At 45.6% G+C, this 26,328-nt stretch carries 26 protein-coding genes and 1 pseudogene; 11 read left to right on the top strand and 16 right to left on the bottom strand.

Going from position 1 to position 26,328, the window contains the following annotated elements; translation table 11 throughout:
- Positions 1-75: 75 nt before the first annotated feature.
- Entirely contained in the window at positions 76-432 is a 357-nt protein-coding gene (locus tag E5342_RS15815; protein ID WP_246867136.1) for an ISAon1 family transposase N-terminal region protein, read from the bottom strand.
- Positions 433-593: 161 nt separating this feature from the next.
- Here E5342_RS15815 and E5342_RS15820 point away from each other — a divergent pair, with 161 nt between their 5' ends.
- The 6 genes from E5342_RS15820 to der all read left to right on the top strand — a co-directional run bounded on the left by E5342_RS15820 (position 594) and on the right by der (position 5,948).
- A complete protein-coding gene (locus tag E5342_RS15820; protein WP_135959753.1) occupies positions 594-1,751 on the top strand; it encodes a sensor histidine kinase in 1,158 nt (385 codons plus the stop codon).
- Between the two features lie 88 nt (positions 1,752-1,839).
- Entirely contained in the window at positions 1,840-2,430 is a 591-nt protein-coding gene (locus E5342_RS15825) for a YceD family protein (RefSeq protein WP_121735770.1), read from the top strand.
- Positions 2,431-2,442: 12 nt separating this feature from the next.
- Positions 2,443-2,628 (top strand): 50S ribosomal protein L32, encoded by a 186-nt coding sequence (gene rpmF, locus E5342_RS15830; protein WP_005634607.1) that lies wholly within the window; start codon positions 2,443-2,445, stop codon positions 2,626-2,628.
- Positions 2,629-2,731: 103 nt separating this feature from the next.
- Positions 2,732-3,736 carry a beta-ketoacyl-ACP synthase III gene (locus E5342_RS15835; RefSeq protein ID WP_121735771.1) on the top strand — a complete coding sequence of 335 codons (1,005 nt, stop codon included), beginning with the start codon at positions 2,732-2,734 and terminating at the stop codon, positions 3,734-3,736.
- Complete coding sequence (era, locus tag E5342_RS15840; RefSeq protein ID WP_008773803.1) at positions 3,720-4,610, top strand: GTPase Era; 891 nt, start codon at positions 3,720-3,722, stop codon at positions 4,608-4,610. Before E5342_RS15835 ends, era begins: the two co-directional genes overlap by 17 nt.
- Before the next feature lie 24 nt (positions 4,611-4,634).
- On the top strand, positions 4,635-5,948 hold the full coding sequence (der, locus tag E5342_RS15845; RefSeq protein ID WP_057328118.1) for a ribosome biogenesis GTPase Der: 1,314 nt from the start codon (positions 4,635-4,637) through the stop codon (positions 5,946-5,948).
- A 52-nt stretch (positions 5,949-6,000) separates the two neighbouring features.
- Here der and E5342_RS15850 read toward each other — a convergent pair whose 3' ends face one another.
- The 3 genes from E5342_RS15850 to E5342_RS15860 all read right to left on the bottom strand — a co-directional run bounded on the left by E5342_RS15850 (position 6,001) and on the right by E5342_RS15860 (position 7,447).
- Positions 6,001-6,276 carry a type II toxin-antitoxin system YafQ family toxin gene (locus E5342_RS15850; protein WP_135959754.1) on the bottom strand — a complete coding sequence of 92 codons (276 nt, stop codon included), beginning with the start codon at positions 6,274-6,276 and terminating at the stop codon, positions 6,001-6,003.
- The gene (locus E5342_RS15855; RefSeq protein ID WP_005867049.1) at positions 6,276-6,482 is read right to left on the bottom strand and encodes a hypothetical protein; all 207 of its coding nucleotides are present in this window, start codon (positions 6,480-6,482) and stop codon (positions 6,276-6,278) included. Before E5342_RS15855 ends, E5342_RS15850 begins: the two co-directional genes overlap by 1 nt.
- A 113-nt stretch (positions 6,483-6,595) precedes the next feature.
- The gene (locus E5342_RS15860; protein ID WP_122268718.1) at positions 6,596-7,447 is read right to left on the bottom strand and encodes a DUF6261 family protein; all 852 of its coding nucleotides are present in this window, start codon (positions 7,445-7,447) and stop codon (positions 6,596-6,598) included.
- A gap of 529 nt (positions 7,448-7,976) precedes the next feature.
- Between E5342_RS15860 and E5342_RS15865 the strand changes: the two genes are divergently transcribed.
- Positions 7,977-9,626 carry an exonuclease domain-containing protein gene (locus E5342_RS15865; RefSeq protein WP_135959755.1) on the top strand — a complete coding sequence of 550 codons (1,650 nt, stop codon included), beginning with the start codon at positions 7,977-7,979 and terminating at the stop codon, positions 9,624-9,626.
- Positions 9,627-9,753: 127 nt separating this feature from the next.
- Here E5342_RS15865 and E5342_RS15870 read toward each other — a convergent pair whose 3' ends face one another.
- The 3 genes from E5342_RS15870 to E5342_RS15880 form a co-directional block, all read right to left on the bottom strand.
- On the bottom strand, positions 9,754-10,056 hold the full coding sequence (locus E5342_RS15870) for a nucleotidyltransferase family protein (protein ID WP_135959756.1): 303 nt from the start codon (positions 10,054-10,056) through the stop codon (positions 9,754-9,756).
- Between the two features lie 70 nt (positions 10,057-10,126).
- Positions 10,127-10,495 (bottom strand): HepT-like ribonuclease domain-containing protein, encoded by a 369-nt coding sequence (locus E5342_RS15875; RefSeq protein WP_048928514.1) that lies wholly within the window; start codon positions 10,493-10,495, stop codon positions 10,127-10,129.
- Positions 10,485-10,781, bottom strand: a complete 297-nt coding sequence (locus E5342_RS15880) for a nucleotidyltransferase family protein (protein ID WP_121735779.1) — start codon at positions 10,779-10,781, stop codon at positions 10,485-10,487. Before E5342_RS15880 ends, E5342_RS15875 begins: the two co-directional genes overlap by 11 nt.
- Before the next feature lie 121 nt (positions 10,782-10,902).
- On the opposite strand from E5342_RS15880, the gene E5342_RS19840 reads away from it, so the two are divergent.
- Together E5342_RS19840 and E5342_RS15890 are read left to right on the top strand one after the other, a co-directional pair.
- The gene (locus tag E5342_RS19840; RefSeq protein WP_246867137.1) at positions 10,903-11,853 is read left to right on the top strand and encodes a hypothetical protein; all 951 of its coding nucleotides are present in this window, start codon (positions 10,903-10,905) and stop codon (positions 11,851-11,853) included.
- A 13-nt stretch (positions 11,854-11,866) separates the two neighbouring features.
- On the top strand, positions 11,867-12,460 hold the full coding sequence (locus E5342_RS15890) for a hypothetical protein (protein ID WP_121735780.1): 594 nt from the start codon (positions 11,867-11,869) through the stop codon (positions 12,458-12,460).
- A 55-nt stretch (positions 12,461-12,515) separates the two neighbouring features.
- Here E5342_RS15890 and E5342_RS15895 read toward each other — a convergent pair whose 3' ends face one another.
- From E5342_RS15895 to E5342_RS15905, 3 genes are read right to left on the bottom strand one after another with little or no spacing between them, the layout of a single operon-like run.
- Positions 12,516-14,291, bottom strand: coding sequence for a DUF4091 domain-containing protein (locus E5342_RS15895; protein ID WP_121735781.1), 1,776 nt, complete (start codon positions 14,289-14,291; stop codon positions 12,516-12,518).
- 50 nt (positions 14,292-14,341) lie between these two features.
- A complete protein-coding gene (locus tag E5342_RS15900; protein ID WP_135959757.1) occupies positions 14,342-15,418 on the bottom strand; it encodes a TIGR04133 family radical SAM/SPASM protein in 1,077 nt (358 codons plus the stop codon).
- A gap of 5 nt (positions 15,419-15,423) precedes the next feature.
- Positions 15,424-16,266, bottom strand: coding sequence for a radical SAM-associated putative lipoprotein (locus E5342_RS15905; protein WP_135959758.1), 843 nt, complete (start codon positions 16,264-16,266; stop codon positions 15,424-15,426).
- 157 nt (positions 16,267-16,423) lie between these two features.
- On the opposite strand from E5342_RS15905, the gene E5342_RS15910 reads away from it, so the two are divergent.
- Positions 16,424-18,271 (top strand): ABC transporter ATP-binding protein, encoded by a 1,848-nt coding sequence (locus tag E5342_RS15910; protein ID WP_121735784.1) that lies wholly within the window; start codon positions 16,424-16,426, stop codon positions 18,269-18,271.
- Between the two features lie 144 nt (positions 18,272-18,415).
- A complete protein-coding gene (locus E5342_RS15915; RefSeq protein WP_135959759.1) occupies positions 18,416-20,854 on the top strand; it encodes a glycoside hydrolase family 95 protein in 2,439 nt (812 codons plus the stop codon).
- A 47-nt stretch (positions 20,855-20,901) separates the two neighbouring features.
- On the opposite strand, the gene E5342_RS15920 is transcribed toward E5342_RS15915, so the two are convergent.
- From E5342_RS15920 to E5342_RS15945, 6 genes and pseudogenes are all read right to left on the bottom strand, one after another.
- Entirely contained in the window at positions 20,902-22,116 is a 1,215-nt protein-coding gene (locus tag E5342_RS15920; RefSeq protein ID WP_135959760.1) for an OprO/OprP family phosphate-selective porin, read from the bottom strand.
- A 40-nt stretch (positions 22,117-22,156) separates the two neighbouring features.
- Entirely contained in the window at positions 22,157-22,831 is a 675-nt protein-coding gene (gene phoU / locus E5342_RS15925; protein WP_135959761.1) for a phosphate signaling complex protein PhoU, read from the bottom strand.
- 31 nt (positions 22,832-22,862) lie between these two features.
- Positions 22,863-23,615 carry a phosphate ABC transporter ATP-binding protein PstB gene (gene pstB / locus E5342_RS15930; RefSeq protein ID WP_135959762.1) on the bottom strand — a complete coding sequence of 251 codons (753 nt, stop codon included), beginning with the start codon at positions 23,613-23,615 and terminating at the stop codon, positions 22,863-22,865.
- A gap of 15 nt (positions 23,616-23,630) precedes the next feature.
- Positions 23,631-24,518, bottom strand: coding sequence for a phosphate ABC transporter permease PstA (gene pstA, locus E5342_RS15935; protein ID WP_005867077.1), 888 nt, complete (start codon positions 24,516-24,518; stop codon positions 23,631-23,633).
- Between the two features lie 8 nt (positions 24,519-24,526).
- On the bottom strand, positions 24,527-25,714 hold the full coding sequence (gene pstC, locus E5342_RS15940) for a phosphate ABC transporter permease subunit PstC (RefSeq protein WP_135959763.1): 1,188 nt from the start codon (positions 25,712-25,714) through the stop codon (positions 24,527-24,529).
- Positions 25,715-26,006: 292 nt separating this feature from the next.
- A pseudogene (locus E5342_RS15945) lies at positions 26,007-26,177 on the bottom strand (PD-(D/E)XK nuclease family transposase); the annotation flags it as partial.
- Between the last annotated feature and the right edge of the window lie 151 nt (positions 26,178-26,328).

Genomic DNA, 26,328 nt, shown 5'->3' on the forward strand with positions numbered 1-26,328 from the left:
TGTGAAGTTAACAGTTTCCCCTTTACCCCATAAGCATCCGCTATGGGGCTTATGCCGGCGGCGGTGGTTTCAATCTTATTCTTTTAAAAAAGCAACGAACTCGGGAGTGAGTTTCGTCCCCTCGGCCGCAAGACCATCGTAGGTATAGGAAAAAGTTTCCCCGGTAGCTTTGTCATACCGGCGAAGACGTCTTACGTGGGGATAAACAGGTTTACCGCGCAGAGGAAAGCCCTGAATCACTTTCCCATCAGCAAAACCATGTGAGATCACAGTTCCACTCTTGTAACCTGAACGTTCCATGTAGTGTTTCTCATCAAGCCAGACTTCGATTTTGACAGAGTCGTCATGCCAGCCGGAGATCTCGAAATACTCCATTAAAACCTCGGGGAAGACGACTCGCAGTAACTTATGCGGGTTGCGATTGGAAGGCATTGGGCAGATAATTTTAATTTGAACGCAAAGATAGTTCTCTTGCGCGTATTAACATGACATATCCACAGGGTTTTCGGACTGACCCATTGTTTGCTGAATTGGGAACAATAAAGTTCATATCTTGCCGTTATATTAGGAATTCACTGAATGATTCTTGATTTATGAGCAGCATATATGATTCTCGTCAAAGATGGAAATTAGGCTTTATTTTTGCCGTTGTATTGATCGCTATGGCTTCTGTGGTAGTCTCGGATCTCTTGATTAAGGATCTGGCCCGAGAAGAGCGTCAGAAGATCGAAGTTTGGAGTGAGGCAACCCGGGTCATGACCAGTGAGAATCCAAGCCTTAATATGAATCTTATCCTGAAAATCATTCAAGGGAATACTTCCATTCCTGTTATATTATGCAGTGAGACGGATAGCGTGGTTTCTTACAATAATATAGAGATCCCGGAGAAGAATGTGGTGTCGTTTATGACGAATAAGGTTAAGGAACTGAAAGCTAAAAATCCTCCGATCGTAATAGACATGGAGGATGGTACTTACCAATATTTGTATTATGATGATTCGATTATTTTAAAGCGATTGCTTGTTTATCCCTATGCGCAATTATCAGTTGTATTTGTTTTTATATTAATCGCTTTTTTAGCCTTAGCTAGTACAAAGAAGGCAGAACAGAATAAAGTATGGGTTGGATTATCAAAAGAGACGGCTCATCAGTTAGGAACGCCAATATCGTCGTTGATCGCTTGGGTTGAATATTTGCGAACGAAAGATATTGATCCTTCTCTATTGACAGAGATGGATAAGGATGTGAAGCGTTTGCAAACGATAGCGGAACGTTTCTCTAAAATCGGTTCAGATCCGGATCCAGTTCCGACAAATATCGTGGAATCTATCCGCACGGCTTTGGGATATATGGAGACCCGTATTTCCTCGAAGGTGAAAATCAATACGCATTTACCTGAGCAACCGATATTGGTCTTGATGAATGATTCCTTGTTTGCTTGGGTAATTGAGAATCTGACAAAAAATGCGGTGGACGCCATGGAAGGTCAGGGGGAGATTTCGCTAAAAGTAGAGGAAAGAGACAAAGTTGTGCTGATTGATTTGAAAGATACCGGAAAAGGTATTCCGAAATCAAAATTCAAGACGGTTTTCAATCCGGGGTATACGACCAAGAAACGTGGCTGGGGACTAGGCTTGTCCTTGGTAAAGCGTATTATCGAGTCCTTCCAGGGAGGAAAGATTTTCGTGAAGAGTTCTGAGCTGGGGAAAGGGACAACTTTTCGTATAAAATTGAAGAAATATAAGGGCTAAATCGTATTACACGAAAAAATAAGCATAAAGGTATTGTTTTTGTATTTAGTTTTTTCGTACCTTTGCAAGGTTTTTACACTAAAAGGCTTTGGGGAAATTTAAATTATATAATGTAGATTTGAAAAATCTCTCTCTGGGAGTACACGAATTCGAGTATCTTTTGGAGAACAAGTTTTTTGTGGACATTGACGGAACCGAGGTCCAAAAGGGCAAAGTGAAGGTTCATCTTACCGTAAAACGGTCGTCAATGATGTTTGAGATGAACTTTCAGATAGAAGGGGTTGTTATTGTTCCATGCGATAGATGCTTGGACGATATGGAAATTTCTATTGATACCCACAATCGTCTGGTGGTAAAATTCGGCAAGGAATATGCCGAGGAGAGTGATGAGGTTGTCGTGATACCGGAAGAGGAGGGCGCTATTAATTTGGCGTGGTTCTTGTATGAGTTTATCGCTTTGGCGGTTCCCATGAAGCATGTACATGCGCCGGGTAAATGTAATAAGGCAATGTCGTCTAAATTGAAGAAACATACCGCTAGAAGTTCGGCTGAGGCCGAAGAGGATTTTGAGGATGATATGGGAGGTGATGATTTGGCGTTGGAAGATGACGGAAACGCTAGTCCTGCCGATCCTCGTTGGGATGCTCTGAAAGGTTTGCTAGAGAATGATAACAATTAAATAAATAAAACAATGGCACATCCTAAAAGAAGACAAGGTAAGACAAGAACAGCCAAGAGAAGAACTCATGACAAGGCTGTAGCTCCAACAATGGCAATTTGCCCGAACTGTGGCGCATGGCACATCTATCACACTGTATGTGGTGAGTGCGGTTATTACAGAGGTAAATTAGCGATTGAAAAAGAAGCTGCTGTGTAAGTTTGTCAACTTATATGGTTTGATGAACAAAAGAAATAGCCCTAAAATTTTTTTTTAGGGCTTTTTTTTAATAGGGATAAGTAGTCCTTTTATTTTTTAAGTTATGGATAAGATAAATGCGGTTATCACAGGAGTAGGTGGATACGTCCCTGAAGATGTATTGACAAATGAGGATATTTCCAGAATGGTTGATACGACGGATGAGTGGATCATGACTCGTGTGGGTATTAAGGAGCGCAGGATATTGAAAGGAGAGGGCGTAGGACTCTCTTACATGGGGATACGGGCCGTGAAGCAATTGCTTGAGAAAACGAACCTGAATCCGGAAGAAGTGGAGGTTATCTTGACCGCTACGACTACCCCGGATCATCATTTTCCGACAACTTCTTCTATCATCGCTTATCATACAGGTTGTAAGAATGCGATGACTTTTGATATGCAAGGAGCGTGCGCAGGTTTCTTGTACGCTTTGGAGACGGGCGCTAATTATATTCGCTCGGGGCGTTATAAGAAGGTGGTGGTTGTGGCTGGCGATAAGATGACTAGTATCACGGATTATCAGGATCGCTCTACTTGCCCTCTGTTTGGTGACGCTTGCGGGGCGGTTTTGTTGGAACCTACCACGGAGGAGGTCGGGGTCATGGATACGATCTTGCGGACCGACGGCGTGGGCTACTCTCATTTGATCATGAAATCTGGGGGATCCGCTTATCCTTCGTCTCATGAGACTGTGGACAAGCGCGAGCATTTTGTCTGGCAGGATGGTAAGTACGTGTTCAAATATGCGGTTTCTTATATGGCGGACGTGGCTGCTGAGATCGCCGAGCGGAATCATTTGACGCACGACGATATCGCATGGATCGTTCCTCATCAAGCGAACCTGCGGATTATCGACGCTACGGCGAAACGCTTGGGCGTAGATATGGATAAGGTGATGATCAACATCCAGAAATATGGCAACACAAGTGCCGGTACGATTCCTATTTGTCTATGGGAATGGGAGAATCAATTGAAAAAAGGAGATAACCTGATCCTTGCCGCTTTTGGAGCGGGCTTTACGTGGGGAGCGGTTTATCTGAAATGGGGGTATGATGGAAAAAAAGCATAAATCGGGTTTTGTCAATATCGTTGGAAACCCAAATGTAGGTAAGTCTACGTTGATGAATCGTTTGGTCGGAGAGCGGATCTCTATTATCACCTCGAAGGCGCAAACGACAAGGCATCGTATTATGGGTATCGTGAATACCGACGATATGCAAATCGTGTATTCTGACACGCCGGGAGTCTTGCGGCCGAATTATAAGTTGCAGGAATCCATGCTTAATTTCTCTCAATCCGCTTTAGGCGATGCCGACGTGCTGTTGTACGTGACGGATGTCGTCGAGACGATTGATAAAAATAATGAGTTCCTAGCACGGGTACAGAGCATAGAGTGTCCGGTTCTCTTGTTGATCAATAAGATCGACCAGACCAATCAGCCGGAGCTGGAGAAGCTCGTGGCCCAGTGGAAGGAATTGCTTCCGAAGGCCGAGATCATCCCGATCTCCGCGCTTTCGAATTTCAATATAGATTACGTGAAGCGTCGGGTGGAGGAGTTGATGCCTGATTCCCCGCCTTATTTCGAGAAAGACGCCTTGACCGATAAACCGGCCCGTTTCTTCGTGACCGAGATCATTCGTGAGAAAATCTTGTTATATTATCAGAAGGAAATACCTTATGCGGTAGAAGTGGTCGTAGAGTTGTTCAAGGAAGATGATGAGCTGATCCATATCAAGGCACTGATCATCGTGGAGCGTGATACCCAGAAGGGGATTATCATCGGGCATCAAGGGCAAGCATTGAAGAAAGTAGGTGCTATGGCCCGGAAGGATATCGAACGTTTCTTCGGAAAGAAGGTGTTTTTGGAAATGTTTGTCAAAGTGGAAAAAGACTGGCGTAACCGTGACAACATATTGAAGAACTTCGGTTATCAGCTGGACTAATAATAGCATACGAAAGGAGAATTTATGGGAAATATAGTAGCGATAGTGGGGAGACCCAATGTAGGTAAGTCCACCCTTTTCAACCGGTTGACGGGTACCCGTCAGGCGATCGTGAACGAGGAGGCTGGTACTACCCGCGACCGTCAGTACGGCAAGGTGGAGTGGACCGGCAAGGAGTTTTCGCTGATTGACACAGGCGGATGGGTGGTTAACTCGGAGGATGTTTTCGAGGAGGAGATCAACAAGCAGGTAAAAGTGGCTATCGAGGAGGCGGACGTGATCTTGTTCGTCGTCGATGTATTGAATGGCATCACGGATCTGGACATGGAGGTGGCGCAGATCTTGCGCCGTTGCAAGCGGCCGGTGATCGTGGTGGCGAACAAGGCGGATAATTACGAATTGCATCCGGCCTCGGCGGAGTTTTACTCGTTTGGCTTGGGAGATCCTTTCTGCATCTCGGCCATCAATGGTTCTTATACCGGGGATTTGCTGGATAAGATCGTGGCGACGTTGCCCGAGGAGAAGGTGGAGATATTGGAGGAGGAGTTACCCCGTATCGCGATTATAGGACGCCCGAACGCAGGAAAGTCTTCTCTTATCAATGCTTTTATTGGCGAGGATCGGCATATCGTTACCGATATCGCGGGCACGACCCGTGATTCCATATACACGAAATATAATAAATTCGGCTTGAACTTCTATTTGGTGGATACGGCGGGTATCCGTAAGAAGGGGAAGGTGAACGAGGACTTGGAGTATTACTCGGTGATCCGTTCGATCCGCGCGATCGAGAACTCGGATGTCTGCGTGCTGATGTTGGACGCTACGAGGGGCATCGAGAGCCAGGATATGAATATCTTCTCGCTGGTGCAGAAGAATAAGAAGGGATTGGTGGTTTGCGTGAATAAGTGGGACTTGATCGAGGATAAGAGCCAGAAGGTGATCGACTCGTACACGACCGCTATCCGCGAGCGTCTGGCTCCGTTTACCGACTTCCCGATCTTGTTTATCTCCGCTCTGACGAAACAACGTATCCTGAAGGTGCTGGAGACCGCCAAGGAGGTTTACGAGAATCGCTCCAAGCGTGTCCCTACGGCCAAGCTGAACGAGGTGATGCTCCCGATCATCGAGAATTATCCTCCCCCAGCATGGAAGGGTAAGTATATCAAGATCAAATATATCACCCAGCTTCCGGCGGGCAGCGTGCCTTCTTTCGTGTTCTTCTGTAACTTGCCGCAATGGATCAAGGACCCGTACAAACGTTTCCTTGAGAACAAGATCCGCGAGAACTGGGATTTCACCGGTACGCCGATTAATATATTTATCCGGGAAAAGTAAATACTAGATACAAAAAAGCCGCTTCCTGTAATGGGGAGGCGGCTTTTTCTATTTAGAATAGGTCGGAATGCGTTCCGGTATCGGTGAAAAGCAAGATTAGCTCCGTGTCGTCTTGGCTCCATATCAGCAGCCAGTCTCCTTGGATATGACATTCCCACAATCCTGCGTATTTCCCGGATAGCTTATGCGGGTGGTATTGGGAGGGAAGGGAACCGGTTATTTCAAGCAAGTTGGATACTTGCTCGAATAAGTTCATATCATATCCTCTTTTTTGGCATAGCCTCAAGTTCTTCTTGAACTTTTTGGTATAGTTGATGGAATATTTCATCAGCCTAGGATTTGTTTCATCAAATCCTTTGTGCTTTCCGCATGATAAATCCTTCCTGCCTTCACGTCCTCCAAGGCCTCGTCCAATCCGGATTTCTTCTGTGCCTTCACCTTGCCTTCCAGCGAGGTGATGAATTTCTTCAAGATGTCGGCGTATTTCTCGGGGATGGTTACCTCGAATGTCTTTAATGATGTCGTTGTCTCCATATCGCTCTGTTTTAGGAATTTCCTTCGCGAATATACGGAATAAAAAGAGAAGGGGAGTTGTTTCCCTTCTCTTTTTATTTCCCGCTTCTGCGTCGGGGGGAGGGACGTGACGGTTAGATCTCGTCCGGGCTCTCGGAGTCTCCGCCGGGCGTAGGCTCGGGTGTAGGCTCGGGAGCGGGCGTCGGTTTCTTGGCGGAGGCCATGCGCTGGTTGTAGGCGGCGGTGGTCTCGGCGATCAGCTGGTTGAGGGCGGCGATGAAGGCGGTTGCCTTCTCGGACGGCTTCGCTACGCTATGGGACTGGGCCAGCAGGGTGAGATCGTCATAATACACGTCGATCCGCTTGCGCAGGTTGGTGCCGCTTTCCTTTTTGGAGGTGGTCCGGTTTTGGACGCGTTGCTGCGACAGGCGGTCGTAGGCGTTATTCTCTTTCTCCAGCTCGGCCAGGTAAGCGTCGAGGCCGAGGGTGGTGACGTACGGCTTGTTCTCGTCCTTGCGCAAATCCAGCAAGAGGCCCTTTATCTTGGCGGTCTCCTGCGCCATGGGGAGGCGGGCGATGCCGTTATAGGGTTTGATGATCTTGTATAGATACTTGCCTGCGTCACGCTCGGCCTCCAACGGGAGGGTACCGGCCCGTGAGATGCGGGTGATGATATAGATGGCGAGATTGTCGCGGTTGGTATCGTGCAAAGCCATTTGCTCGGTCTCCTGCGAGGTACGGCTCTCGTCCACCACGTCGGCCATGGCGAGGAGGTCTGCCTCGTAGGTATCGAGGAATTCTTTGGTGAGGCCCAGCTCGGGGATGCCGTCGCTGCCGGTCAGCAGGGAGATCTCGTCGGGGGACTCGGAATCGCCGCCACCGCTGTTTCCGTTGGCTAGGTCGAGGACGTGGTTCATGAAGGAGAGGTACTCGGCATTGTTGAAAAGAGAGAGCGGAAGTGTCTTGATTTTTGTGTAAGTACTCATGGTGAATTTGATTTAGAGTTTAAAAACTTCTCTAAGTTAGGGATATTTACTGAATAAGGGCTTCTTAGGTCTAAAAAATGGGAACTGAATTGAGCGAATAATCATTTTAGGCCTAAAAAATGACTTTTTAAGGGTGATAATAGGCTTTTTAGGCCTAAGAAATGGTTTCGCAGCCTTGAAAGTCCCTTCCTAGGCCTAGGAAATCACTTTTCACGGTTGAAAAACTATCTTTTAGCCCTAAGAAGTCATTTTTCACCCTTCGAGGGCATTTCTTAGGGCTAAGAGACATTAAGAATCTGATTGTTTTGCGAATGTTTTAAAAAAACACGATCTTCGTGATGTATTGGAAAAATAACGTAGAAGCGTTTCGATATTATCTTGTACTGGATATTCTTGTATATAATAATTAATACGATAAGGCTGAATATTGTTTGTGATTCTTTTGTTTCTTGTTCTATGATTTCATTTAATGATGATTCGAAAGATAATAATATTATATCTATTGTTAAACTTAATGATTGTATAGCAAATGAAAAATGAATTGTTTTTATATGCAAATTATTATCATAAGATAGGAATGAATATATCTCCTGTTAAATGTGATGATTATAAAGGCCCTTTGATTGAAGATTGGGAAAAATATATTTTATCTAGGCAGGGCGATGAAGAAATTCAATCTTATGATTGGATTGAAGCAACAGGGATAGGTGTTATTTTAGGTTATAATGAATATAGAGCTTTAGATGTAGACTCTTTGTGTTGCTCTTTGGATGATCAGTACTCAGAGGAGACACGTGTGGAAAGAAAAAGAATGTTTATATCACAGTGTTTAGAAATACTGGGATTACCACAAAACTATTGTTGGGTGATAGATAGTGGAAGCGGGAATGGCCTTCATATTATTTTTAGATCGAGTGATTTTGTGAGTTCTAGTTGTGATTATTCATATAGTCCTAATGCTTTTTTTAAATATGAAGTTCAATTGTTTGAGCGAATGGAAATAAGATGGAAAGCTTTTTTGGTTTTACCTCCTTCTCTTCATAAATCGGGAGGTAAATATTTATTCCATGATGACATGTTCCCATTGTACAAGCCTTATTATATATCTCTAGATAAGATATATGATTTAATTAATTATTTTTGTGGAGATTTATCTTTTAAAAGATGCTATTTTAGAAAACAATATTCTTTGTATCTTGCCAAGATAAAAAAAAAGGAAGCAGAAAGTTCTTTTACTAGAATGAGAGGAGATATTTTGTATGAAGTAAAAGATAATATTGACTTCTTAAAAAGTTGCCATTCAAAAGATGCATTTAATACTTTGGGTGTATATTCTGCTGTAGATAAGACAGCCGAAGATGGTTTATCAAAAGCTTTGAAATTCTTTTATTTGTCAAATAACTCAATGGCTCATTTCAATATTGCCTCTTTAATGGCTTGTGGAGCAATAGACGGAACTGAGCAGGAGATTTTATATCATTTAGATTTCTGTAAATCGTTCCCGGATGATAAAAAGGATTTAGTTAAATCTAATTTAAAAAAACGAATGTTGATGTCTGATAAAAAAATAATTAAATATTTATTTTTTGATACAGAAACGACGGGGATACCTGCTGATTATAATGCCTCAAGTTCAGATTTTGAAAATTGGCCTCGGCTTGTACAATTAAGTTGGATAATAACAGATAACAAAGGCGTTGTGATAAGTAAACATACTCATATCATTTATCCTGATGGTTTTATTATACCAGAAGATGTATCTAATTTACATGCTATAACAACCATTCGTGCAAAAGAGCAAGGAGAATCTATAATTAAAGTCCTAGATTTATTTACAAGTGATGTAAATCAAGTAAATTATTTAGTTGGACATAATATTTCTTTTGATAAAAAAATTGTGGGGGCTGAACTTGTTAGAATTGGAAGATTTGATATAATGGATTCTAAACCTTCGTATTGTACCATGAAGTTAAGCACTGATTATTGTCAAATCTTAGGCCTTTATGGCTATAAATATCCTCAATTACAGGAATTATATAAAAAATTATTTGGCTCAAATCCCGATGGTGTCCATGATGCATCTGTGGATGTTGACATAACAATGAAATGTTTTTGGGAAATGTGTAGATTAGGAATAATATCTATATCAGAATCAAGTGAAGATGTAGGAGAACTGTAATATAAGCGGTGAAATAGCTTTGATTTACTGTTATTTGTGTATAGTTAGCTCTGTTTTTTTTATCAAGTATCTCTTAAGTGTTGGGAGGTTTATTAGCAGTACATCGTAAAGATGTTTCTCTATATATTCATCCATAAATCAACGATTTTGTCCTGTCGATATTCCTTCTCAACACCGGGTTCCGGATCGCCTTGTCCTCCAGCAAGTCGATCTCCCGGTGGAAGATGGCGGACAAGGCATCCCGTAGGTCGAAGAAATTGTTTATATAATCCACCTGCTCCACCTCCTTGTCGAAATCCACCACAAGGTCAATGTCGCTCTTCTCCGTGAAGCGGCTGGTCAGCACGGAGCCGAAGGCGAACAGCCGCTTTACCTTATGCTTCTCGCATAAGGCGATGATGCTAGGGCGATATTTGCTGAAGAAATCCATAAGTGTCTCGTTTATATACTTTTCGCAAATATACTTAATTAGAAATAGAATCGCATGAGAAAAAGTTCTTTTATAAATTCTCTATCATCCTGTTCACCGCGAGTCTTACGGTTGGCAAATTATTTTTCATTACATCAAAAATAATATCTGCGTCAATATCGAAATAGTGATGGGCGATGATATCCCTCATACCCATTACACCTTTCCAATCGATTTCGGGATATTGGGATAACAATTGTTTATCCGTGATTTTATCGATCCGTTTTACGCTCTCGCCAATGGCGATCAACAGCATACAGATACTCTCCATTCTCTCCACTCCGCTGGGAGTTGTCAGGAAATCATCGGGAGACTGTATGGTATCGGATCTTTCCAATATTCGGTTAATGGCTGTCCCTATCTTTTGTAGCGACGAGCGGAGCAATTCCTCATCCCACATAAATCCCCTCCTTCTCTATCCTGCTTCTCAGGAAAGCGTCCATGTGCTCGCGTAAGCGGACGATATCGACATCGCAGCCGAATAGTTTCTGCAAGTCCTCCTTTATATGTACCAAGGCGAACAAGCTTGGCTTCGAGGTCTCGAGGTAGACGTCTACATCGCTTCCCTCGGTCTGTTCCCCACGGGCGACCGAGCCGAATATCCCCATACGGGTGATATGATATTTACCGGCGTTCTTGGCCACGTAGTCCCGTAAAATACTTATGTATTCAGCCGTTGTCTTCATATATACTTCATTATTACCCGAACAAAAGTAATTATTATTCCTTATATCGCCAAAGCTTTCGGAAACCTCAATAATAATCGTACCTTTACCCTCCGATTATCCACATTTAAAATAGCATACTATGTTTACGCCATCGATGACCGAAGAGGAAATACAACAAGCCGCTTATAAGGATTACTTGGAGATACGGACGAGGGTGCAGATCGCTTTCGAGCGCTTCGCCCAAAGCATGCGGATCAGCGGGAAGCATAAAAGGGCCATCCATTCCTTGAGCGAGAGCCATACCCTTTGCACGCGGGCGAAGAATACGTGGAATGTCAATTTTCGCTATACGGGCTATACGCCGGACGGTAAGATTAACATCGTCTGCTACCTTTACATCCCCTTGCGACGGGAGAACGGGGTGGATTACCTTTTTATGAACGACCCTAAGTGCTTCAAGGTGGAAAGGGTGAGTTCCCACTTCCTCCAACGCTATAAGGAGCGTTATCTCGATCCCGCGGGGATCGACTTGAAAGGCGTGCATCCCGCCATCTATTTCATGCAGAATAATGAGGACAGGAGGCAGGCTTACTACCTGCCCAAGAACTGGACCGACGAGGAGTTGGCGGAGAAGTGCTTCCTTGTCTCGGGGCAAGGCCTGTCGCTGATCAAGCTATGCGGGAAAACGCTCACTTATATTACTTTTCTCGACCAAGAGAACCTGAGCCGTTACAAGGCGCAAGTATGCGAGGAGGAGGAATACCTGCATCTGATGGGGAAGGCAAAGGATTCCGATATCCTAGGCTTGCAGGCGATCAGCAAGAAACTGTGCGCAGATATCGAGCATACGAGGAGAGTCATGAACCGGCTCGTCCTGCGGGCCTGGCGCACGCCGGAACAGCGGGAGGAGTTGAGCCGGATGTTGGACAATGGCTTGAAGGTTATCTTGGAGCAGACCACCATTTTCGATGAGGCGTGGAAAGAGACCGTGAAGAAGTATGAGGCGAAGAGCCTCCTTGACTTTGGCATCGAGAAGATTGCCGACCAGCTGCGGGCTCCTTCGGAGGGAAATGATTTATATTTACTTTAAAATTTAAGATACAATGTTTACGCCATCAATGACAAACGAGGAAATAGAGGCAGTGGCCTATAAGGACTTTCTGGAGATCCGGGGAAGAGTGGAAATCGCGAAGGATAAATTCGTACAAAGGGTGAGATGCACGCCCCCGGGATTTTGGGCCTTGCATTCCTTGCAGGAGACACATACCCTTCAAACCCGCTCCAAGAATACATGGACTGTATATTTCTATTATTTGTACACGACACCGGCCGGTGCCGTGAAAGTCTCATCTATGATCTACACCTCCCTGCCGGGAGATGAAGGCACGGATTACCTGTTTATGAATAATCTCGACCGCTTCCGGCTGGAGAGGGTGAGCTCGCGTTTCTCGCGACAATACGAGGAACGCTATATCGACCCGAACCAGATCCAACTGAACGGCCTTCTGCCCGCTATCTATTTCATGAGGACTGCCGGCGACCGGAAGATCGCTCCCTACACTCCCGATACATGGACCGAGGAAGAGAAAAAGGACAAATATCTCTTCGTGTCGGAGCAAGGGACCATGGAGGCGAAGCTGGAGGGGCGTGTGGAGACCTACCTTACTTTCAGGAAGCCGGAACAATCGGGTGATTAAATAAGTAGAGGGCGAGGTGATACCCCGCCCTCATCCGTTTCTGCCCGGTTACTCTCTATAATGCATTCAAGAGTTTATGAATCTCATTAACCATCTGAGTAGCGGATTCCCCGGTCTCGGCCAAACCTTCCGGAGTGATCTTGGCGACCGCCTTGTTCAACTTCTCGAGTTTGCCTTTAGTTCCTTTCGCTGTCAGCTCTTCCCGGAGGATGCGGATTTTCTCGCAATCTTGTATACCTTCGACCAAACGTTCGAAGCGGATGCTACTGCGTGGACCGGGATAAATACTGTATGTATCGCCTGCCGCCCAAGTGCGGAAACGTGAATCACGCAGAGGATCGGCGGTCCAGCTATTGACAGCCCAACGTAGATAACCGTCGTAACCACCGGCTACGGCGTGCAAGACCGTCCACGCCGCTTCCGCCGGATCGGAGAAGGTAAAGGTATTCGGGAACGCTTCCGAGCAGCAGGTGTAGACGGTACTGATCTGCCCTTTGCGGTCGCGTTCGGCCTTTACGTCTTCGGGGAATTTATGTCCGTAGGGGATACTTAAATAGTATAAGTCCGCTTGGATTTCCGGATGGTAATTTCCGGCCAGCGTGATCCTGAATTCCGGATCGGCTTGCTTGATTACCTTGATCGCCTCACGCATCGCCTCCATCGGACGCTCGTCCATAGAGATGGCGGTTTTCTCGAACCAGCCTTTCTTACGAAGATGGCGGGAGAAATCTTTTAGGAAAGTACCCCAATAGTCGGCGTATGCGGCATCGCCCGGTTTCGTGTCGAGGAATTGTATACGGTTTGTCGCCTCGTCGTAATAATCAAAAGATAAAGCCCAAGGGATCATCGTGTAACAGCTGATCATATCATCGATACCGATCTCGTTCATCATGAATTCCACCCATTTGTCGAAGACGGCGTAATCATATGCCCAAGTGCCGTCTATCTTCTTGATCCGGGTGATCATGCTGTCGAAATGATCCTCGGTCTGTCCGGCCCAAGGTTTATGCATGATACTGGTGGTGATAGCGCGCTGTCCGGCGTTCGCCAGCATCTTCATGATCGGGCGCATAGCGTCGAAATGCTCTTTACTCCAAAGAGGAACTTGGTAGTAACGGGCCACGGAATACGGGTTCTGCCATAAGTCCAGATGGAAAGTCCAATCCTTCGGGGCAGGAAGCGTGCGGTTCAATACGTCCACTTCTATTTGTAATTCCATGGGGGAGGCATTTTTTCCTTTGACGGTCAATGTCCCTTTATATTTACCGGCTTTCGTGGATTGAGGTACCCAGATATTCATCCAGATCGGCTGGGTGGTGCGTGCCTTGATATCACGGATCTTTACGATATCCAATACATCGGCTACAACGGAGGAATCCCATTCCGCCTTATTCTCTCGGTGGCCGCAACCGCCTTTACGGTCTTTATTCAATTCATCGGTCATGACGTAACGGACAAAGTTCGTCGTGATCGCCGATGCCGGGATGATGGAAGAACCGCTCTTTAGGTCGCTCACGGTGATAGAGGCATCCTCGAGTCCCGCCTTGGTCCATAACACGGCTTGTGCGTTTACCCGTTCCCCTTTCCATGCTTTTGTCTGCCAGCGATTGCTTTTCTTGACATCGGGAATACTGAGTTTCGGATATCGTATATCGGTCGTGCCCCAGCTTAATTGGGTAGGGGTCGGTAACTTGTCCCAGATCTCGTCGCTATCATGCGGTTTCGTGTCGGTCAATTCCGTATAGTCGCCTAGCGGATATTTCTCGGATTGCTGGGCTACGGTGAAAGAACTTAGTGCCAGAAAGGCACAAAGGATGAAAGTGTTTTTCATACGATTGCTTATTTTAGAATATTAACTAGGGCAAAGATAGGAATTAATTGTCACTTGTCAACTAACCTCTTGTAGTGGCATACGAGCAGATTCCCCTCATCATCGTATAAGTGCATGCCGTTGCCCTCGCAATAACGGAACATCTTACAATCTGCGCATTCCCCTTTTTTAGCCCACTGGCGGTTGCGATACGGTTTAAACTCATTATTCCATATATCTATGAACTTGTCCTTGTAGATATTCCCTTGGTGGAAATTGGCCCGGATACTGGGACAGCCCGAGATCGCCCCGTCTGCCAAGACCGAGGCCGTATTGATACCGGCGTTGCATTGGAAAATCGAGTCTCTCACCTCAGCCTCATAATTTCCGAGGAAGCCCTCACAGCCGTAGCTAACGTGTATCTTACCCTCTTTCCGGCAGAAACGGATGAAGTTCATGACCCATGTGAACTGTTCGTTCGTCAGTTGCAAATCCGTCTCGGTCGCGGCACGTCCGACAGGGAAGATCGTAAAGATACGCCACCGTTTTACGCCCATCTCGATCAAGAAATTCTTAAAAAGCATCAAATCCTTGAAATTACGTTGGTTAACGCAAGTCACCACGTCCCAAATGATCTCTTTTTCCTCGGCCAACATACAGATGGCATTCAGTGCTTTCTCGAAACTTTTAGGATTACGCCGAAGCCAGTTATGCGCTTCCTCGAAACCATCTAGGCTGATAGTCGCCGAGTGCAACCCGGAGGCCAAGAGCGAGTCGAGCCGTTCCCGGGTCATCAGATAACCATTGGAGACGATCCCCCAAGGATATCCCCTGCGATACAGTTCCAGCCCGCATTTCTCGATATCCTTACGAACCAACGCCTCGCCTCCGGTAAAGATGACGAGCACTTTATTCGGCTCGACATAAGGCGTGATATCGTCTATGACTTTCAGGAAGTCCTCGATAGGCATATCCGGGACAGAGGCCGAGACATGGCAATCGCTTCCGCAATGACGGCAAGATACATTACAACGAAGCGTACACTCCCAAAAGAGCGTACGCAATTCATGTAATTTAGCCCTGTTCTTCTTGATACTTCGAAAAAGCTCTAGGGCGATACGTTTTTTAATATTTGGGCGTTTGTCCATATGTGTTATTTTTGTGGGCTGGGATGTACAAGCTGAAAGTTAACCTCTTTCAACCCTCTCCCAATCAGCATCCCTTTCCCGTCTATTAATTCAATTTCGCCGAAATTTACAACAATAGAATCAGTTTTCCAAGGATATTGAGGATCAGAAAAGGATGGTGATAGGCGTGCGTAAAGGATATGTTCGGTTGCCGGAGCTTGATCATAGGTAAACTGATAGCACCCGGTCTCATCTGTGACGGCAGGAAAACTGGTGATATCTTCATCTATATTAGGTGTATAGGCAGGAGAGGTATAGATTGTTACGCCCGGAACAGGCCGACCATCTCGATCGGTTACTCTCCCGTAGAAGGTATATAAGGTATAAGGTTCCGTGTGTATATCGATGTATTCTTTTAGTTGGATTTGGATTTCCTTGGAAGCGCTTCCAAGAAACCAGCCTTCTCCTCCGGAGAAATCATTGCTGCCGAAGGTGACCGTTGTCGTATCGGAAGCATATATCGCGTTATTCTTATCCCAATCGACATCCTCTATAATTAATCGATATTCCATGAAAGGGAAATCAGTTTTGCTAAAAACGAAATCCCCGTTTGTATCTGTCCGGAGGGTATCGGTATGTAACCATCCCAGCGGATGAGTCTTACCGCTCGGGTTGATGCGGACTTGTAGGCCGGGGATCGGCTCTCCTTTCATGTCTGTTACTTTTCCTTTTATTTGGAAATTGGCATGGGGACTACCATATTCGCAAGGTATCTCTCCGTTCTCACCGCAAGAGAATCCTATGATGGCCAGTAATCCGGTTAATAGACAGTTGATCTTCCTTAATAGTTGCAAGTTGATGTTTTTCATGATCTGATCGTTTTTATTTGTTTGCACTATAATATAGATGCGAATATACGTAAAATAGCTGCTTACCGTCCGATATCTGTCTTTTCTCTTTATATAATAGGGGTTGATATAGCTGTACTTTTCGTATCTTTGCCACTTCAATGTAACAGATCAATTTATGAGAGATTTCATGCGTATTTTAAAGCGTTTCGTTCCCCCTTACAAAAAGTATATGGTTCTGAACATCGTGTTCAATGTACTTTCCGCTATCTTGAACCTGTTTTCTTTCGCCTTGATTATCCCGATCCTTCAGATCTTGTTTAAGATGGATGAGGGGAATTACACCTTTATGGATTGGAATTTTAACGCGGGAAGCTGGGAGTCGTGGAAAGCCTTGCCGGAGTTGATCAAGAATAACTTTTTTTGGTACGTATCCGATCTGATAGAGGCACACGGAGGTTCGTTCGCCTTGATTATGTTGGGAATCTTCCTGATCGTGGCGACTTTCTTGAAAGTGGCGACCATGTATCTGGCCTTTTATACGATGATCCCGATCCGGACCGGAGTCGTTCGTGATATCCGTAATCAGATTAACAAGAAGATTACGCAATTGCCGTTGAGTTTTTTCTCAGAGGAGCGAAAAGGGGATATTATCGCCCGTGTATCTGGAGACGTGAACGAGATTGAGACATCCATCATGAGTTCATTGGACATGTTATTCAAGAACCCGATCCTGATCGTGATCTATCTTGTGGGTATGATCGCTATCAGTTGGCAACTTACCGTGTTCGTCTTGATCTTGTTGCCGTTGGCGGGTTACGTAATGGGACAAGTCGGTAAGAAGTTGAAACGTAAGTCCTTGGAAGGACAGCAACAGTGGGGATTCCTGATGAGCCAGATTGAGGAGACATTAGGCGGACTCCGTATTATCAAGGCATTTAACGCCGAGAAGAAGATACAAGACCGCTTTGAGCGAAGCAATGATACCTTCCGCCGTTTGACAAACCGTATCTATCGCCGCCAACAAATGGCGCACCCGATGAGCGAGTTTTTGGGAACCGTTACGATCGCTATCGTACTTTGGTATGGAGGTACGCTGATCTTGAGTGCGAATAGCCCGATCGACGCTCCTACGTTTATTTATTATCTGGTTATTTTCTATAGTATTATCAATCCTGCGAAAGATCTAAGTAAGTCGGTTTACGCGATCCAGAAAGGTCTGGCCTCCATGGAGCGTGTCGATAAGATCTTGAAGGCGGAGACGGATATCCATGACCCAGAACATCCAAAGAAGATCGCCTTGAAAGAGAAAATCAGTTATAAAGATGTCTGGTTTAAATATCAGGAAGCTTGGGTCTTGAAAGGAATCAATCTGGATATCCGGAAAGGAACAACCGTGGCTTTGGTCGGTCAATCCGGTTCGGGCAAAAGTACCTTGGTGGATCTATTGCCTCGCTTTTATGATGTGAATAAAGGGAATATCCGTATTGATGATACGGATATCCGTGAGGCCACCCTTTTCGATCTTAGGGGATTGATGGGAAATGTCAATCAAGAGGCTATCTTGTTTAACGATACCTTCTTCAACAATATCGCTTTTGGAGTGGAAGGAGCTACGATGGAACAGGTGGAGGAAGCCGCCCGCATCGCCAACGCTCACGATTTTATCATAGCGAGTGAGAAAGGTTACGATACCAATATCGGCGACCGGGGTGGAAAACTGTCCGGCGGACAACGCCAGCGAATCAGTATCGCCCGTGCGATCTTGAAGAATCCCCCGATCTTGATCTTGGATGAGGCCACATCCGCCTTGGATACGGAATCCGAACGTTTGGTACAAGAAGCGTTGGAGAACTTGATGAAGAACCGTACGACCGTAGTGATCGCCCACCGTCTCTCCACGATCCGTAACGCGGATGAGATCTGTGTGATGCACGAGGGTGAGATCGTCGAACGGGGCAAACACGAGGAGTTGTTAGCCTTGGATGGCTATTATAAACGATTATGTGATATGCAAAGCTTTTAGGGTGCTACTGCAACCAGTGTTGCAGTACTACTGCACCGCACGTGCAGCGCCACTGCAATGGGCGTGCAGTAACACTGCAACACTGGTTGCAGTATATCCTCTTTGGGGGAATTGAGGTGATGAAACAATAAAATGAATAATGATATGAATGTAAAAGTAGTTTGTCTTTGGGTATTATCGACCGTCTTGTTCGGCTGCGATGTGGCCGATAAGGGGACTTCCAAGGATGTATCTTATTATTTTGACCAACCGGCGCAGATATGGGAAGAGACCTTGCCTTTGGGAAACGGCCGTATCGGTATGATGCCGGATGGTGGTATTGAGCGGGAGAATGTGGTCCTGAATGAGATCTCCCTGTGGTCCGGAAGTAAGCAAGATACGGACAATCCTTATGCGTATTATTCTTTGGCGAATATTCGTCGCCTTTTATTTGAGGGACGGAATGACGAGGCACAGGATTTGATGTATAAGACTTTCGTCTGCAAAGGGACCGGAAGTAATCTGGGCGACGGGGCGAACGCTCCGTATGGGAGTTACCAATTATTCGGAAATCTGGTGCTGGAATATACGTATCCGAATGAATCGGATTCTATCGCTGAGTATCGCAGGCGGTTGAACCTAAGCGAGGCTATCGCTTCCGTCTCTTTTAAAAGGGGGAATGTGAATTATCAACGGGAAATGTTTACCTCTTTTTCCGGGGATCTGGGAGTGATTCACTTGGTAGCGGATGCGGATCGGGCTTTGAATTTCTCATTGGGCATGAATCGTCCGGAACATGCGACGATCTCTTTGGACGGAAAGGACTTGCTGATGCGGGGACAATTGCCGGACGGGGTGGATACGTTGGAGATGAAAGGGATGCGTTTCGCCTCTCGTGTCCGTATCGTCTTGCCGAAGGGAGGAGATTTGGCTACGACAGATAGCTGTCTGTCGGTGCGAAGTGCCTCGGAAGCGATTATCTTGGTAAGTTTAGGTACGGATTATTTCGATAAAGACGGTGTCGGACAATCCTTGGAAAAATACTTATCGCAAGCGGAGTCCAAGGATTTCTCCACCTTGCGCCGGGAACATACACTCGCTTATCGCTCCCTGTTCGATCGGGTCTCTCTGGATTTGGGAAGAGGCGAAAGGGATCATCTTCCGATCAATGAGCGTTTGGCCGCTTTCGCTCAAGATAAGAACGATCCGGGATTGGCGGCTTTATATTTCCAGTTCGGTCGATATTTATTGATTTCCTCGACCCGGCAGGGATTGCTGCCCCCGAATTTGCAAGGCTTGTGGTGTAATACGATTCATACGCCTTGGAACGGGGATTATCACCTAAATATTAATTTACAGATGAATCATTGGCCAGCGGAGGTCACGAACCTCTCCGAGTTGCACCTTCCGCTGATCGAATGGACGAAACTGCAAGTCCCTAGCGGCGAACGCACGGCCAAGGCTTTTTATAACGCACGGGGATGGGTTACCCATATTTTAGGTAATGTTTGGGAGTTTACCGCCCCGGGCGAACATCCATCGTGGGGAGCGACGAATACATCCGCCGCATGGCTATGCGAGCATTTGTATACGCATTATCAGTATACATTAGATAAGGCGTATTTGAGGGATGTTTATCCGACGATGAAAGGGGCTGCCCTATTCTTTGTGGATATGTTGGTGCAAGATCCCCGGACTAAATATCTGGTGACGGCACCTACGACCTCTCCGGAGAACGCTTATAAAATGCCAAACGGAAGTGTCGTGAGTATTTGTGCCGGATCGACAATGGATAATCAGATCGTGCGGGAATTATTTACGAATACCATTGAGGCCGCCAGGATTTTAGGCGTGGATAGCGCATTCGCTGCTGAGTTGGCGGCGAAACGAGATCGCTTGATGCCAACGACGATCGGTAAAGACGGCCGTATCATGGAATGGCTCGAGCCGTATGAGGAGGTAGAGCCTACCCATCGTCATGTCTCTCATTTATATGGGCTTTATCCCGGGAATGAGATCTCGATAGCGCATACGCCGGAGTTGGCTGAGGCGGCTCGTAAATCCTTGGAGGTCCGTGGTGATCAAAGCACGGGCTGGTCTATGGCTTGGAAGATTAATTTCTGGGCTCGTTTACAGGATGGCGATCATGCTTATAAATTGCTGGGTGATTTGTTACGTCCTTGCGTGGATGAGCATACGAAGGAGGTGAAAGGAGGAGGTTCTTATCCTAATTTGTTTTGTGCCCATCCTCCTTTCCAGATCGATGGTAATTTTGGAGGCACGGCGGGTATTGCGGAGATGCTAGTACAGAGTCAAACCGGATTGATCGAGTTTTTGCCGGCTTTGCCTTCTGTTTGGAAAAACGGAAGCTTTGGCGGTTTGAAAGTCCGGAATGGCGGAGAGGTGTCGGCTAAATGGACGGAAGGTCTGCTGACGGAAGCTCGATTGAAAGCGATCGTGCCTGGTTCTTTTCAGATCAAGCTTCCGGCGAATTCCGCGAACATGAGCCTCAAAAAGAACCAAAAGCCGGTTTCCCTACCTGTAGTCGATGGAAAAGTAACAGTGGACTTGTTACAAGGGGAAGAGTTTATGTTGCAATTCTAAGGGGATGAGACGCAGCATGCTGCGTCTCTACAGCAAATGAGAAAAATTTAATATAACGGTAATCTATAAATGAAACCGATCGAAAGGCGTGCGGTGTTGTCCAAAGAGGCATCGAGCGCCTTCGCTCGTTCAGATAGGTTATATTTTTTACCTATGGCGGTCAAGAAGATATGTAGATTATCATCGGCCATCGGATAGAACTCAAGTCCTCCTTGATACCCCCATGCCGTACGGTATTTACCTTTCTCATAAGCGTCGTAGGCTTTATAGATCGATGCGCTTTCATACATTCCTTTCGCGAATAGTTGCCATTTGGGATGGAAACGATACTGTATTTCCCCCACTAGCGAAAGATAATCGATGTTTTGCATACGAACCGGTGGTTCCGGTTCTTCCTCTTCGGTGACTTCGGGCTGAGTCAATTCGGTCAATAATCCTAACGGATCTAATTTCCCCCGTGAATACATGACATCGAAATAAGCATAGACCGGTCCGACCTCTATACTTTGTCCGGTAAAGACGCTATACATATATTTCCCTTGGGCTTGCTCCGCGGCGGATACGGAGTACCGTAAATGAATCAACTCATCCAGAAAGTTACCGTTCCAGTTCAATGTGTAAAACAAGGGAACTTTCGGTTTCCTAAATCCTTCCGGCAGACGTCCATACTCGTCTTCCATCGATCCCATACGACTGTTCGTCACCTGTAGGCGGATCTCTTGCGACTCATTCGGCTGATACCCCAGCCCGATTCCCGTAAGGTAGCAAAGGGAGTATTCATTCATATCGCTATACTCATAAATAAGCAAAGGATTCTCGTCGTACTCAAAACCACCGTAGAACACATCTTGTTTTCCGGCGGTTAAGGTAAAACGCTCATTCAGTTTATAGCCAATATACGCATATTCGATCGACTCATTCAAATTCTCCAAGGCTTGTCCCTCATAACCGCCATTCAGCGTTTGGCGATACCAATAGAATAACCGATCGTTCACCTCTCCGGTAACATCAATTTTGACATCCCTGAAACGAAAGGCGGCTTCATCCAGCTTCCCCGAGAAAAAGTCCGCGTTGAATCCTGCGTGCATCTCCAAGTCCAGATTGAAAACCTTGTTGCGTTTCGGAATCTTAGTCGCATATTCAAAAAGAGATACCGAAGAAGAATCCCGCTCCGGGATCGGAGAATTTGTCTGAGCGTAAGACGTTAACGCGGAACCGATAAATAAGAAGGCCGACAGCCAAGCCACTGTGAGTCGTTTCATTTACTGATGTTAATTATTAAAGTGGCCGCGAAGATACGAATTATTGCTCGGTTTTGCCCATATGCTTCATGACTTTAGCGTCCAGATAGAAAATGAGCTCTTCCGCTATATTCGTACAATGATCTCCGAAACGTTCCATTTTCCGGATAACACCGGCCATATATAACCCTGCCAATGCGCTACCTTTATGCTCCTCTATATATTTGGCGATAATAGCGGTAGAATTATGATTGATCTCATCGATCAAATTATCCTTCAAGAAGATACGGGAAGCGATCTCTGAGCTTTCTTTCTCAAAAGCCTCTTTGGTGAGTGAGATCATGCTTAATAACTCCGACAGCATTTCTTCTACCCGGGTTTCCTTGATCAGTTGCGGGTCAATCGGTTCCCCCTCGGGAAGGTTTCCTGCGAAACGGGCGATGCTTTCTGCGAAATCTCCCAGACGCTCTAGGTTTGTATTAATCTTATACATCGCCAATACGAAACGTAGGTCGATCGCTACCGGCGCATATAAAGCGATGATATCCTCGCAATCACTATCGATCTTTAGCTCGAAAGCGTTTACCCGGCGTTCCCGGCTGATTACCTTATAAGCGAGTTCCTTATCTCCGGTGAGCATAGCCTCCCCTGCGTTGTATAATTGCTGGTGAACCAATGCCCACATCTCGCTGATACTATTTTTTAAAGAATGAATCTCCTGCTCTATAACCTTCATACTCTTCTAATTTTCAATTTTCAATTTTTAATTACCCAAACCGTCCGGTAATGTAATTCTGTGTAGACTCTTTCTCCGGATTGGTGAAAATCTTCCGGGTATTATCATATTCAATCAATTCCCCTAAATAGAAATATCCGGTCTTGTCGCTAACACGAGCCGCTTGTTGCATATTATGGGTAACGATTACGATCGTATAATCATTTTTCAGCTCATGTATCAAATCCTCGATCTTGCTGGTTGAAATCGGGTCCAACGCGGAAGTCGGCTCGTCCATCAATAGGATAGAGGGTGAGATCGCCAAGGCACGGGCGATACATAAACGTTGCTGCTGTCCGCCGGAAAGAGTGAATGCCGATTCTTTCAGCTTATCCTTTACCTCGTCCCAAAGGACGACCTGTTTTAAAGTCTTGACTACCGTCTCCTCAATATAATTCTCATCGTTGACACCGTTTACCCGCAGGCCATAAGCGACATTCTCATAAATCGTCTTAGGAAAAGGATTCGGTTTCTGGAAAACCATCCCCACGTTTTTACGTAAGCGATCCACTTTCTCGCTTTTCGTATAAATATCCCTTCCATCAATCAGGATCTGACCTTCCATGCGAGTGCCTGGAATCAAATCATTCATGCGGTTGAACAGGCGGAGGAAAGTAGACTTTCCGCAACCGGACGGTCCGATGAAGGCGGTGGACGTATTCGGCTCTATCTCCATGGAAATGTTCTTCAACGCATGGAAATCCCCATAATAAAAGTCTACGTTTTTAGCATCAATCTTTATCATAATTGTCTTATTTTTTTAATTCATTTTTACCTTCTTGGCGAAATAACTACGTAAAGCGTTCGCTAAAAGGTTTACTAATAATACGATGACGATCAGCACGAGCGCCGTGCCATAAGCCATTCCCCGGGAAGCCTCGATATCCGTACCGCTTGTAGAGATAACATATAAGTGGTAAGGTAATGCCATACATTGGTCGAAAATACTTTTCGGCAATTGCGGCAAGAAATAAGCGGCCACCGTAAAAAGGATAGGAGCGGTCTCTCCGGACACACGCCCGATCGAAAGAATCAATCCCGTAATAATATTGGGGAACGCCATCGGTAGCACGACCCTGCGGATGGTCTGCAACTTCGTAGCCCCTAACGCTAGGCTACCGTGGCGGAAAGAATCATCGATACTTTTCAAAGCCTCTTCCGTCGTACGGATGATAAGTGGCAAGGACATTAGCGCCAAGGTAAACGAACCCGCTATAATAGAGTCTCCCCATCCCAAGGTACTTACGAATAGCGACATACCGAATAACCCGAAAACAACGGAAGGAACACCGCTTAGGTTATTCGTCATGATACGGATGAAGCGGATGAGTTTTCCGTTCGTGGCGTACTCGTTCATATAAATACCACTCATGATGCCGATGGGAAAACTAATCAAGCTACTTCCGATCACTAAATAGAGTGTACCTACGATAGCCGGAAAAATCCCCCCGGAGGTCATGCCCTCTTGGGGTGCTTGTGTCAGGAAATCCCAACTGATCACGCTCGCTCCCTTTAAGATAATGAATCCCAGTATTACGAATAAGATCACTACGACCAAATAACTCAGGAAAGAAAAGAAACCGAAAGCAACCTGTTGAGAGGCCCGTTTTCTCTTGTCTATATTCCCTAAATGTTGAATAGGTGCCATATCTTTAATTAAATTTTACGTTTGGATGAAATATATTCTACGGCGATACTTAATGCCAAGGTGATGAGGAACAATACGGCTCCCAGCATAAACAAGGCTTGGTAATGTGCTCCACCTGCGGGAGCCTCACCTAATTCCGCCGCTATCGTGGCAGGAATTGTCCGTACCGGTTCGAAGAACGAGGTAGGGATAACGGCGGCGTTTCCGGTTACCATCAATACGGCCATCGTCTCACCGATCGCACGTCCTATACCTAATACGACAGCGGACGTGATACCGGATATGGAGTAGGGGATGATTACTTTATAGATGGTTTGCCATTGCGTGGCTCCCAATGCCAAGCTGGCCTCTTTCATGGCTCGTGGTGTAGTTCGCATGGCATCTTCCGCTACCGTGATGATGGTCGGCAACGCCATGATCGCTAAAACCACGCTTCCGGCGAAAGCGGTCTCGCCTACCGGAAGGTCTAAGGTCTTTTGGATAAGGGGAACGATCACCACCAATCCGAAGAAACCATAAACGACTGAGGGAATACCTGCCAGCAACTCGATAAGCGGTTTTAATAAATTGCGTGTTTTTGTATTGGCGATCTCTGCCATATAGATCGCTACCGCTACTCCGAAGGGGAGGGATAGGACGATTGCGCCTATACTTACCAACAGTGTGCCTAGTAATAGAGGGATCAGGCCAAAGATCGGAGCGGGAGCGGAGGTAGGATACCATTTCGTCCCTCCAAAGAACTCCGAAGGTTTGATCGTAGTTCCCGATATGATTTTTCCCGTAAAGTTCTCCGATTTGTATTGTTCCGGAAAGAATGCGATAATCCCCGGCTCTTTATGGATAAGTTCATTGATTTTCTCGGGAACATATTGAAAATCTTCACCTAGTTCTTCTTCCGTATAATAGTTGGTTAGGTCCGAGAATCGGAAGACTAGTATATCTTGGTTTTCTCCGTTTAAATCTTCCCAATTGGTGATATTGGCATCGAAGACATCCATGATTTGCTCGGGCGACAAATGTTCGACCGGATTTTCCTGATTCACGGCCAATATATATCCTTCCTCTACCTCCGGGCTGTTAAAAAGACCTGCGGCCTCTTTAAATAAGAAGACAATGATCAACAAGATCGTAAAGCTACTGACGCTTCCACTGATCAAGAATCCTCCTTCCACTAATTTTTCAATAAACTTTCTCACAATCTTTGCCTATTTATTTTGAACGCAAAGAAAGGGCATGGGTATTACGAAACGATTAAATCCGTTTGAAAAGGCTGTTACAATCTTGCGATCCTATGCGACTTTGAAAAAAATTACTTGTATGCGGTGGAATGCAATTAAAATGTCAAGGAGATTAATTATCGCCTTACTTTAAAGCCCCTATCTCTTCACGGGAAAGACCTGTGGCCGTGGCGATCTGTTCCATGCTGAGTCCCATCTTTTTTAAGTTGAGGGCGATGGAGCATTTCTCTTCTTTTTTGCCTTTTGCGGTGCCTTGCTCGGTCTCAGCTAGCCGCTCATTGTTCATGATTCTCAAGTCCTTGATCGTATGTTCCCCCTCAAGGAGGTCGTTCAGGAACTCGATTAAAATCTCCTTGTCCATTTCCCTGCCGAATATGTGCTTGAAGCCGAAATCGGTGAAGGGGTTGATAAATTTTCCCATAGCGTTTATAGGTTTTAGTGATTAATAATGAATAATAGTATAATGAGACAGGGTATCCTGTCTTCCGATTGTAAAGATACTGCTTTTTTGATACGGTGACATGATACAGATTTACTTCACACGCAATTAACAATTAAAAGAACGTGTGTAA

This window comes from Parabacteroides distasonis, assembly GCF_004793765.1.
GTDB lineage: Bacteria > Bacteroidota > Bacteroidia > Bacteroidales > Tannerellaceae > Parabacteroides > Parabacteroides distasonis_A.